Source organism: Acetomicrobium mobile, from assembly GCF_937920065.1.
Map to the genome: position 1 here is coordinate 1 of NZ_CALETC010000285.1, position 11,867 is coordinate 11,867.

An 11,867-nucleotide genomic window follows, 5' to 3' on the forward strand; every position below is an offset into this window, starting at 1 on the left:
CCTTAATACAAGCTACAGCAGTTTCCGAATCGCAGACAGTCCCAGCTCCTATTAAAACATCTTGATCCGCCATGTTCTCTTGGAGGATTTCTATGGTATGTATTGCTTTGGGCACAGTCATGGTGACTTCAATGATCTTTATTCCCCCGTCGCGTATAGAGTTACACAATTTTAACCCTTCATCTGCACTTTTAGCTCTTACAACGGCTATTAGTTTTGCTGAAAAAATATATTTAACAACTTCGAGCAACTTTCTTATTCCTCCCCTCGTTTGGCGATATTTATTTCGTTTACGGTATTAATAGAGCCTTTCGTTAGAAGGTTGTGTAAATAAAGGGCAATTTTTTCTATCATTGCTGGCACTTTTAATAAAGCTTCGGCTTCGAGTTTTGGATGGGAGAGGGCTTTTTCTACAATGGTTCGGCATTGATCTAGGCTTGGAGCGGCATCAGGGATATCCCAAATGTTTTTCATATACTCAAGTATCTCGCGATCATCCCTGATGGGATATTCTTCTCCATTATCGCGCATGCCAAAGAAAGCTTTTCCGTCAGTTCTTGTGATTTTGTAAAATCTAAGATATCCGGCAATGGATAAAAGCAAGCGATTGGGCAGCTTCTCGCTCATGGAATAGAAATCAACAAGACTTGGTATCACACGAACGGCGAGCTTGCTTGTAGAATTCAACGTAATGTCCAACAATGCATGTTTGATGTAAGGATTTTTAAACCTTTCAAGCACTTCTTGTGCAAAGGCTAATATCTCAGAGTCATCACCGGGTATTGTGGGCACCACTTCGTCGAAAAGAAGGTCTGTTAAGTATTTGCCTATAATGGGGTGTTCGACCATTTCTTTGACGTAGTTTAATCCTGCCACATATGCCAAAGTTACAGTAGATGTGTGTCCTCCATTTAAGATACGAACCTTTCGTGTTCTGTATGGCGTAATGTCATCGGTGAAGATTACGTTGAGGCCTGACTCGTTTAACGGGAAAATGTCTTTTACAAAGCTTGGTCCCTCTATGACCCATAAATGAAATAGCTCAGATACGACGAGGTTGTTGTCTTCGTATCCCAATCTCTTCGTTAGGTCTCCGATCTCATCCCTTGGATGTCCTGTGACAATCCTGTCAACTAAGGAGCAACAAAACGTACAATCTTTGTCTACCCAGTCGATAAAATCTTTCTCCAAACCAAAATTGTTGCATAGCTTTAATACACATTCCTTCAGTATGTCCCCATTGCGATCTATAAGCTCGCATGGGATAAACACCAACTTAGCCTTATCTTTGCCAAGGGCCTTAAAACGTTCGTAAAGAAGTCTGGTGACTTTGGCAGGAAAAGAGCGAGGCGGATTACTATCGAAGCGATCGTCAGGTGATATGGCAATTCCTGCTTCGGTTGTATTCGAGACGACGATTTTGATGGCGGGGTCTTTTGCTGCATCAAGAACCTTATCCCATTCGCCATAAGCCTTAAGGGCTTTATCAATGCTTCCTACGATCCTGATCTCCTCTTTTGGCTGACCTTTATACATTCCGCGTGCTATGTGAGTAAAAAGGCCATCAGAGGCATTAATTGCATCTGCTCTGCCCTCCGGAATCGGTTGAATTATTGTAACGCGACCTCCAAATACATTTTCGTTATTCGCTATTTGGATGAGTGAATCAACAAAGGCCCTCAAGAAATTTCCTTCACCGAATTGTAAAACCTTTACTGGTAAATCGAGTGTTTTTTCTTTAGGAAAAGTTATTTCTTTAGATAATATGTTTTTTAATGAATTACGCGTAAGTCTTTGCATTTTTAATCCTCCTAAAATGACTATTATCCCATTAGTAAGTTAGGAATAAACAAAGTTATAATGGGAATAAAAGTGACCAATAATAGAACGACAATCATTGCCAAATAAAAAGGAAGCATTGCCACAGTAGCTTTCTCTATGGAGATTTTTCCGATAGCACAACCAACAAATAAGGCTGAGCCTACTGGTGGAGTACAAAGCCCTATTCCTAAATTGAGCATCATCATAATCCCGAATTGCACGGGATCCATGCCTAAATTATTAACAACTATGGGATATAAAATAGGTGTTGTTATCAAGATAAGCGGAGCCATATCCATAATGCATCCCAATAAAATCAATAGCCCATTGATAAGCAATAACAACAGGATTGGATTTGTTGTAATATTTAAAAGAGAGGTGGTAACGAGAGCAGGAATTCTGAGGTATGCCAATAGCCATCCAAAAGCTTTTGCAGCAGCAATTAAACTCATGACCATTGCAAGAGTCCTTAAGGATGAGTAGAGTATCTTGTTCATTCGAGATAAGGGTATTTCCCTATAGACGAAAAAGGTAATTATAAAGGCATATACACAGGCTATAGCAGCCGATTCAGTAGCTGTGAAGATGCCTGAGATGACACCGCCAAGTATGATCACTGCAGTGAATATTCCAAATAAGGCGTCCTTGGTTATGAAAAGCGCTTCTTTGAAGGAGTATGACCTTTCCGTAGGATAATTGCGTTTAACAGCCATTATATAGCTCACAATCATCAATGCTATCCCTAGTGTTATCCCAGGGATGAAGCCTCCCAGAAATAAACGACCCACAGAAACCCCACCTGCGGCGAGAGAATATATGATCATATTGTGACTTGGTGGAATAATAATGCCTTGACATGCGCTTGTAACTGTGACTGCAACAGAATAGTCGGTGTCGTATCCCTGCTTTTTCATCATAGGTATGAGAATGGCACCTATGGAAGAAACATCGGCTACAGCGGACCCTGAGATTCCACCAAAGAACGTGCTGGCTAGTACATTAACGAGAGCCAATCCTCCTCGAAATCGTCCAACAATAACGTTAGCAAACTCGATTAAGCGCTGAGAAATCCCTCCCTCTCCCATAATCTCGCCTGCAATAATAAAAAAGGGTATTGCCATAAGCGAAAAAGAATTAACACCCTGCACCATTTGTTGAATGATTACCATGAGGGGTATTTTCAGGTACATGGCAGTAAAGATTGATGATGCTGCCAGTGCAAATGTTATTGGAATTCTTAGTATCAGCATAATCGCAAAAGAGCCGAGCAAAATCCATGTCGCTATTGTTGTACCAAGCATTAGTCATGACCTCCCAATGACTTGCTAAAGCTCAAAATCTCGATTAAACAATTAAGAATGATCAATATCCCCGATAGAATAAGGGGAAAATAAATGACAGATGCTGGTAAATTAGAAGCAGGAAGGATAGATCGAGAAGTTACATTTACCAGTTTTATTCCGTAATAAACCATAATATATCCAACAAATAAAATTATAATGTCCGATATTTTCTTAAGTAAGGGATCGAGCTTTTGAGCAATTTTTGAAGGTAATAGGTTCATATTTATATGTAGTTTAGCTTTAACACCATGTGCTAGAGCGATAAAAGTAAACCAGACAACCAAAACTAACGATATTTCTTCTGCCCAACGGATTCCGGAGTTAAGGACGTATCGCATAAAAACATTTAAGGATATTATTATAACCATTATAAGTAGTAAGGCTTTTGCAAGTATTATTAAGACATTATCAACAAAAGCAAACATTTTACCAATTTTATCCATTTGTTAATATTAGCCTCCAAACTTACGATCTCTTGTAAATAAACAAAGTCTTTAAAAATATCATGTCTTTGCGATGTATTAATTAACTAGAAATAATTGATATAATGTTTTTATTGGCAAATAAGTAGAATATATTAAAGCGTTCAAGTTTTTGTGCGATGATTGATTTCTGAGGAAACCTCCCTATTTAGAATAGCGAATAAGAGGTTTCCTCAGAGTTTGCATTTATTTGACTAAATAGCGTCGTTAATGCTTACTTGACATTTCTAATTTGATTTACTATTTCTTTTAATTCCGGGCTAAGTTCATCATACATTGGCTGAACTGCCTTTTGAAATTCTTCAAGTGTCTCAGAGGTTAATTCAGTATAAATGCTACCAGCCTGTCTTGTCTTCTCTTCTGATGATTTTTCAAATTCTTTCCAAAGCTTAATTTGGTAAGGCATAGCATCTTTGGCAGCTTGTCGTATAATTTCTTGGTCTTCTTTTGACAATTTATCCCAAGACAACTTGCTTGCGATTATTATTTCTGGGATTCGGCTGTGGCCATCAAGGGTGATGTATTTTGCTACTTCGTAATGGCTAGTAGAATAATAGCTTGGTAAGTTGTTTTCAGCACCATCTATTACACCTGTCTGTAATGCACTGTAGACTTCACCAAAAGGCATTGGTGTTGGAACAGCGCCAAGACATGATACTAGGTTTGTCATTAATTTGCTTTCTTGGACGCGAATCTTCAGGCCCTTTAAATCCGACACTGTCTTAATTTCCCTTCTTGAATTGTAAAAGTGCCTGGCACCTCCGTCAAACCATCCCAAACCGACAAAGTTAAATTCCTCCAAAGAATTTAAGAAGCTCTCCCCGATGGGTCCATTAATTACTTTCCACATATGTTCGTCATCTCTGTATAGATAAGGCATCTGAAGTGCTATTAAATTTGGGACAAACGCGGAAAGAGGGGATATACTTGTACGGTTAAAGTCGATAGCTCCAAACTGAACTGCTTCTAAGGCGGCTTTTTCTTCTCCGAGTTGCGCGCTCGGATAAACTTCGATCTTTATTCTTCCACCAGTCCTTTCCTCAACTAGACGCGCAAATTCGTAGTCGCCTTTTGTTGTAGGATAATCAGGGGCGTGAGTTTCTGCAAGACGCAATACAATTTGTTTTTGGGCTAGCGCAGGAGTGCTAAAAGAGAATATAAAACTTACTAGAGCCAGTACAGCACAAAAAACAACACACTTCTTCATTGTAATCCCTCCCATTACTATTTTTAACTATATTTCTTAAATTACATTCTTAATAAAATATCATACTATCGCATTATACGCTTCATGAAGCTGAAAGTAATTTTTTGCGTTAAAATAACATATATCTTGGATTATCCCACCAATAAGCTGATAATCATTTGGCAATTCTCCATTGCTCATATCTCTTCCTAAAATATTGCATAGTATTCGCCTAAAATACTCGTGTCTAGGATAAGATAGAAAACTTCGAGAATCGGTAAGCATGCCAACAAAAGTTGATAAAACACCAATGGATGATAGGGCTTCTATTTGTTTAGTCATTCCGTCTTTATGGTCGTTAAACCACCATGCCGATCCCATCTGTATTTTGCCAGGCGTAATGCCATCCTGGAAACAGCCAATGATAGAAGCAATAAGATCGTTATCTCTAGGATTAAGACAATAAATTATCGTTTTGCCAAGATGGCCAGACCTGTCTAATTTGTCCAATAACTGAATTAAAGGTCTCCCCTGTTCAAAGTCCCCGATGGAGTCGTATCCACTGTCTGGGCCAAGAAGGGCCATCATTCTTGAATTGTTATTTCGCATAGCTCCGAGGTGAAGTTGTTGCACCCATCCCTGTTTGTGGTCCATTAAAAGAAGTTCATAAAGCACAGCTGAGCGGAATTTCAAAAGATCCTCTCCTTCTAAGGGATGTCCGGATCTTGCTTTAACGAAAGCCCTGTTAACATCTTCGATAGTCCAATCCGCGGAGTAAGCAGTTTCTATGCCATAATCAGACATACGACAGCCATTTCTATGGAAAAATTGATGCCTTTTCCACAAAGATTCTATGAAATCTTCAAAGGAATTGATTGAGAGCCCTGTTAAACTTTCTAAAGAATTCACCAAATTATTGAATTCTTTTGGAAGATGTGCATCCAAGAATTTGTCAGGTCTAAAACATGGAAGCACTATCGTCTTGCATTGAGTATCGCGGATGGTTTTGTGATGTTCCAGGTTTTCTGCAGGGTAATTAGTAGTACATAAGGCTTCAACCTTAAATTTCTCTAGGATGGACCGTACTGAAAAATCTCTTTGACGCAATAGCTCATTGCACCTATTGTAAATGTTACTTGCTGTGTCAGGGTTTAACAGCTGATCAATTCCAAATATACGCTTCAATTCTAGATGAGTCCAATGGTAAAGGGGGTTACGAATAAGCCTGGGCACGACAGTTGCCCAGGCTTGAAATTTTTCTTCATCAGAAGCATCTCCGGTTATGTACTTTTCATGAATGCCACACGTTCTCATTGCGCGCCATTTGTAATGATCTCCGCCTAGCCAAATATCAGTGATATTTTCAAATATTCGATCGATAGCTATATCACACGCTGGCAAATGACAATGATAGTCAATAATAGGCATGGGCTCGGCATACTCGAAGTAAAGTTTTTGCGCCGCTTTACTCTCCAACAAGAAATCATTGTTGATGAAAGTTTTATTCGCCATATTATCAAGCTCCTACCTTCTTAACTTGTAATTTGTGAATAAATGCATTCCACCCCTCGAAAATAAATTCTACATCATGGTCATTAGTTTTGTCAAATTGAATTATTTGATTGACAATTCTTAAATGATGTTATATAAACGAGCATGTGTGCGAAGGTGTAATGTGAAGGTGTAAACAAGAGATTTTTGGTTTACTTTACAAGCCGAGTTGTTTTTGTTTCTGTAGATAAAAATAAGTAAGGAGTGAAAGTAAGATGAGGAGTCGTTGGAGTAAAGTCTTATTGGCCGTAGTGGCAGTAATAATTGGAATCATGGTTATTAGTGGTAGTGCATTAGCATCAGAAAAACCAGTAGTTATTCATGTTGGTTATGAAAACCATCCAGGTGAGCCCTTCGATCTGGGCGTTAGAGAATGGGCTAGACTTCTAGAAGAAAGAAGTGGCGGTACCATGAAATTGGAAGTCTTCCCTTCAAGTCAATTGGGGTCAAAAAATGATCTCATGGATCAGATGTTAGCAGGATTACCGGTTGTTACGCTTGCTGATGGAGCTTTTTATGCAGACAGGGGAGTTCCTGATTTTGGAATTGTTTTTGGACCTTTTCTATTTGATTCTTGGGACGACGTGTGGAAGTTAACTAAAAGTGATTGGTATCGTAGTCAATGTGCTATGTTAGAGGAACAAGGGCTAAAAATAATTGCCTCTAACTGGATATATGGTGATCGTCATTTGTTAACCAAAAAAGCTGTTCGTTCTGTTTCTGATCTAAAGGGAATGAAGATTCGTGTACCTAATAATATTATTCAGGTGAAAGGTTTTGAGGTGTTAGGCGCGACGCCGACACCAATGCCGTTGGGAGAAGTGTATACTGCCCTGCAACAAGGGGTAATCGATGGAGTTGAGAATCCCTTACCGGTCCTCTATGGTGGAAAATTTCATGAAGTAGCGAAAAACCTTTCGTTAACGGCTCATGTGAGAAATTTTACGACATTAGTAACTGGAACTATATTGTTCGACTCATTAACTGCCGAACAAAAAAAGTTGTTAGTTGAAACTTGCGAAGAGGCGGGAGTTTATAACAACAAACTGCAGGAAGAGGCAGTAGAGGAAACTTTAAAGAAATTCGCTGCAGAGGGTGTTGAAATAATTCACGTGGATCGTTCAGAGTTTGCGGAAGCTGCGCGAGCTTTCTATTCATTGCCAGAATTTACCAATAAGTGGTCCAAGGGGTTATACGAAACAGTTAAGGAAGCAATGAAGAAATAGCGAAATGCTAGGCTTGTTGAATTAGATATATTACACATAGCAACATATCGTTGTAGTTGTGCAGTGTACTGATGCCGAGTAATAAGCTTGCTGAAAAGCCCCTGGGGCATAAATAGAGGGTAATGTTTCATTCGGTTATATTATAAGAATAGTAAATAGTTACTTACATCTTCTCAAAACGGGTTATTGTCTTAGCGGTGCGATATCATAGTTGGCTCCTAGGCTACTTTTCGGCAAGCTTATACTGTAAATTAAACTCAATGGAATAAGTGAAGGTTCTCGATTAAATAAGCAGTAGCGGTTGATTTTGGGGAAATTTAAATGTTTAGCGTTTATTAGAGGGAGCTAATAATGAGTGGTATTTTTAACGTCATGTTAAACCTTGATCTTATATTGGCGGGCTGCACATTTATTGTATTAGTATCAACAACCTTTATGGGCGTTATAATGAGATATATAGTGAACAAACCTTTTATTTGGTTAGAAGAAGTGCAGTTGGCCTCCTTTGTGTTAATCGTTTTTCTCAGCAGTGGGGCAGCCTTTCGGGCAGGCAGTCATGTTGCTATTGAGTTTATTGTAGATAGATTCTCTCGTTCGATTAGAATATTGGCAGAAATATTAATCTCTATTATTGTGATAGGGGTTTTATGTTATTTTACAAAAGAAGGACTACGTCTAGCTGTTCAGATGGCGCGTACTAACCGGGTAACAAATATCTTAAACATTCCTTATTCGATTATTTATGGTGTTTTCCCAATGGGTTGTGTATTAATGTTGGTTAATTATTGTGCTGTCCTTGCCTTAGATGTTATAACACTGCATCGCAGTGTCAAAAATGATGTTGAAAAAGAAAGCGAAGGACATAAATGTGAATACGTGTATAAACAATAAGGTATTGCTAGCGTATTTTTGTCTTACGCGTTAGAGCAACATGTCGATGTAAGGGACAGCGATTTTAATATCGGATACAACAGACAAGTTTGTATGTATATGTTCGTTGCTCTTTTTGGCGTGGTTGCATGATCCTTTAATAGTGCTTTTCTTTTGTTTGGCAAATTTCAATATAAATAGGCTATGAATTGACAAGGTTGTAATAAATGTTGTTGAGACGGAGCATTAATATTAACGAGATAAATTATTCTTAAGGGGTAGGTTATAAGAATGGAAATTAATGATGTGGTTATGTGGTCTGCTGGTGTAATGTTGCTTTTATTATTTTTAAAAGTTCCAGTTTTTATATCGTTGCTCGCCGGGTCGTTGTTATATTTCGTTAATATGCCAGGCATTCCTCAGCAAATCATTGTACAACGAGTTATTTCCGGAATTGAAAGTATTCCTTTGTTAGCCATACCTTTTTTCGTGGCTGCAGGAGTGTTTATGAATTATTCAGGAGTTACAAAACGTGTATTGCAGTTTGCAGAAGCCCTTACTGGTCACTGGACTGGGGGACTTGCTCAGGTAAATGTTTTGTTGTCTGCTCTTATGGGAGGTTTATCTGGATCAAATCTTGCAGATGCGGCAATGGAAGCAAAAATGTTAGTCCCAGAAATGGTGAAAAGAGGCTATTCTAATGAATTTTCGTCAGTTGTAACTGCTACATCTGCCATGATAACTCCTTTGATCCCTCCAGGAATAGCAATGATAATTTATGGTTCTATTGCAAACGTTTCGATAGGAAAATTATTTATTGCTGGATTTGGACCTGGAATTCTACTTACTATTGCGTTAATGGTTCTGGTTTCGATTATGTCGAAGCGACGTCATTACATGCCCCTTCGCGATAAAAGACTTCCGAGTCGTGAAATTTTTTTGTCAGTTAAAACTGCAGCTTTACCCCTCATGTTGCCAATAGTTATAATTGGTGGCATTCGTTTAGGGGTTTTTACCCCCACCGAGGCAGGATCTGTTGCTATAGTGTACTCTTTGTTGCTGGGCATTATATATAAAGAAATGAGTTGGGAGAAATTTACAACAGGCTTGAAGGAAACTCTTATTAATACCGCCTCAATAATGGTCATAGTGGGTGCTGCATCAGCTTTTGCATGGATTTTAACGAGAGAGCGAATCCCACAAATGATAACCGAGATCGTTGTTACTCATATTAGTAATAAATACCTATTTCTTGCTATCGTAAATGTTTTTTTGCTCATTGTTGGAATGTTCATTGAAGGTAACGCAGCTATGGTAGTGTTAGTTCCTTTGCTTGCCCCCATGGCTTATGTTTATGGTATCGATGAAATTCATTTCGCTATGGTATTTATTTTTAATATGGCTATAGGCGCTTTGAGCCCTCCAATGGGTACGTTGATGTTTGTGACGTGTAGCATTACGAAATGCCCGATAGGTGATTTTATAAAGGAAGCAATACCGTTTTATATTTTATTGTTGATTTGTTTGTGTTTGTTAACATATATTCCAATTTTTTCTACCGGGATCGTGCGTTTAGTATATTAGGTGAGAGTTAAGTAGATGATTTGCTATGCTGCGATACAAACAAATGATGATCTTGTTGGGGAAAGCTTATTGTGATTTGTTCCCCCAGTTAAATTGTTTTTAAATTTTGTAAAAGAGAATTGTTAATTTATATAAATATCAAAAAAGTTGTAATATGTATAAATTAATGTCTTATTTCAAGTTAACTCGTTGGTATAAAGATATGATTCAAATAATCCCGGATTTACCAATTTGTAACTAAACTTGAATATTTGAGAGTTTCTGGGAGGCTTAAACTATGGAACATATGATGAAAGTGGTCCTAGTTGATCGTCCAGGTGAAATTCAGATATTGGAAAGGCCGATTCCTCGACCAAATAAAGGTGAAGCCTTATTAAAAGTCAAATATTGTGGAATTTGTGGATCAGATGTAGCTGTGTATAGGGGGAATCAACCTTTCGCAACATATCCGAGGGTTCCAGGACATGAATTTTCAGCGGAAATTATTTCCATTCAAGATAACGAATTGGGGTTAAAGGAAGGCATGTTGGTAACAGCAAATCCATACTTTAATTGCGGCGCTTGTTATCCTTGCAAAAGAGGGAGGGTTAATTGTTGTATAGATAACGAGACAATGGGAGTTCAACGTGATGGGTCTTTTGCGCAGTATATAATAATGCCCATTCACCGTATTTTCCCAAGCAAGGGATTGAATGCAAAGACTTTGGCTCTAGTTGAGCCTTTTGGTATAGGTTTTCATGCTGTGAATCGAGCCGATATAAAAGAAGGCGAAAAAGTATTAGTGTTGGGAGCAGGAGCTATTGGTATTTTCGCCATGCTTTCGGCACTTTTAAAGGGTGCTCAAGTGTACATTGCTGATTTACTTCAGTCTAGACTAGAAATTGCTCGTGAACTTGGAGCAAGTGATATATTAAATTTAACAGAAATTAACCTTGACGAGAAAATAAACGAAATTACAAAGGGTAATGGAATGGATACGGTAGTAGAAGCCGTAGGCTTACCGCAAAGTTTTTTAAATGCAGTTAATGTAGTTTCTTTTAGTGGGAAGGTAGTGCTTATAGGAAACGGCACGAAGGAAGTAAGTTTTAATCAATCTATATTGGTGAAAAAGGAATTAAATATTTATGGATCAAGAAATAGTTTATCTGCCGAGTTTAAGCATCTTATCAACTTGGTTAACGAAAAGAGATTAAATATAGATCGAATTGTGACTGATGTGTACCCCCTTGAGAAGAGTGCACAAGCGTTCTTTGATTTAACGAACAGTCCAGAAAACCATTTAAAAGTACTTTTGAATTTTGATAATTAGTTGAAACTTATCTAACAATGACGAACAACCTCATAGCATTGTTTTAAAATAACCGTGGTTACTTTTGTGTTCGGGACATTCATTGTCAATGAAAAGCTGTGTCTCCTTTAAAAGCCCTCCAGGTGGTGCAGACTAATATATATTCTGGCCTCCTTTCCTTCTAGTGCTAGTGGCGGCAGATGTTAGCCAATTATCTGCTTCCACGTCCGGGAGTGCGTTCAGAGTGTCCTCGATGCTTTGGCGAACTAAGATTCCCCAGTGTCTGCTTTTTACGCCTACCTTTGACAGTGTAATTGTATTTGACGTGCTTCTTCCTTCCCCAACTTTGCTCAAGAGTTTTGTCGTAGGAACTGTTTTGCGAGTGAGCGGGTACAGTATCCCGCTTTAATTAAATGCGCGAAGGTTATTATGCCTTATCGATTAGGACGGAGAAGGGAGAGTTATGCGACTTTTTTAGTAGGTTTTAAATATTTGATCCTTTTTGTTTGCTTCGTT

General features: G+C 38.4%; 9 protein-coding genes and 1 pseudogene. 4 read left to right on the forward strand and 6 right to left on the reverse strand.

Annotation, left to right across the window (positions count from 1 at the left end):
* From Q7P41_RS10570 to uxaC, 6 genes and pseudogenes are all read right to left on the reverse strand, one after another.
* Nucleotides 1-250 (reverse strand): annotated as a pseudogene (locus Q7P41_RS10570) (bifunctional 2-keto-4-hydroxyglutarate aldolase/2-keto-3-deoxy-6-phosphogluconate aldolase); the annotation flags it as partial.
* A gap of 5 nt (nucleotides 251-255) precedes the next feature.
* Nucleotides 256-1,800: a tagaturonate reductase gene (locus Q7P41_RS10575; protein ID WP_303884115.1), complete on the reverse strand. Its 1,545-nt coding sequence runs from the start codon at nucleotides 1,798-1,800 to the stop codon at nucleotides 256-258.
* Between the two features lie 23 nt (nucleotides 1,801-1,823).
* Nucleotides 1,824-3,122, reverse strand: coding sequence for a TRAP transporter large permease (locus Q7P41_RS10580; RefSeq protein WP_303884117.1), 1,299 nt, complete (start codon nucleotides 3,120-3,122; stop codon nucleotides 1,824-1,826).
* Nucleotides 3,122-3,607: a TRAP transporter small permease gene (locus tag Q7P41_RS10585; protein WP_303884119.1), complete on the reverse strand. Its 486-nt coding sequence runs from the start codon at nucleotides 3,605-3,607 to the stop codon at nucleotides 3,122-3,124. Before Q7P41_RS10585 ends, Q7P41_RS10580 begins: the two co-directional genes overlap by 1 nt.
* 253 nt (nucleotides 3,608-3,860) lie before the next feature.
* Nucleotides 3,861-4,853, reverse strand: coding sequence for a TRAP transporter substrate-binding protein (locus Q7P41_RS10590; protein ID WP_303884121.1), 993 nt, complete (start codon nucleotides 4,851-4,853; stop codon nucleotides 3,861-3,863).
* Nucleotides 4,854-4,913: 60 nt separating this feature from the next.
* Nucleotides 4,914-6,344, reverse strand: coding sequence for a glucuronate isomerase (gene uxaC / locus Q7P41_RS10595; RefSeq protein WP_303884122.1), 1,431 nt, complete (start codon nucleotides 6,342-6,344; stop codon nucleotides 4,914-4,916).
* Nucleotides 6,345-6,634: 290 nt separating this feature from the next.
* Here uxaC and Q7P41_RS10600 point away from each other — a divergent pair, with 290 nt between their 5' ends.
* From Q7P41_RS10600 to Q7P41_RS10615, 4 genes are all read left to right on the forward strand, one after another.
* Nucleotides 6,635-7,609, forward strand: coding sequence for a C4-dicarboxylate TRAP transporter substrate-binding protein (locus Q7P41_RS10600; RefSeq protein WP_303884128.1), 975 nt, complete (start codon nucleotides 6,635-6,637; stop codon nucleotides 7,607-7,609).
* A gap of 351 nt (nucleotides 7,610-7,960) precedes the next feature.
* Nucleotides 7,961-8,500 carry a TRAP transporter small permease gene (locus Q7P41_RS10605; protein ID WP_303884124.1) on the forward strand — a complete coding sequence of 180 codons (540 nt, stop codon included), beginning with the start codon at nucleotides 7,961-7,963 and terminating at the stop codon, nucleotides 8,498-8,500.
* Between the two features lie 270 nt (nucleotides 8,501-8,770).
* Nucleotides 8,771-10,063 carry a TRAP transporter large permease gene (locus Q7P41_RS10610; protein ID WP_303884125.1) on the forward strand — a complete coding sequence of 431 codons (1,293 nt, stop codon included), beginning with the start codon at nucleotides 8,771-8,773 and terminating at the stop codon, nucleotides 10,061-10,063.
* A 277-nt stretch (nucleotides 10,064-10,340) separates the two neighbouring features.
* Nucleotides 10,341-11,372 carry a zinc-binding alcohol dehydrogenase family protein gene (locus tag Q7P41_RS10615; RefSeq protein ID WP_303884127.1) on the forward strand — a complete coding sequence of 344 codons (1,032 nt, stop codon included), beginning with the start codon at nucleotides 10,341-10,343 and terminating at the stop codon, nucleotides 11,370-11,372.
* Nucleotides 11,373-11,867: the final 495 nt, after the last annotated feature.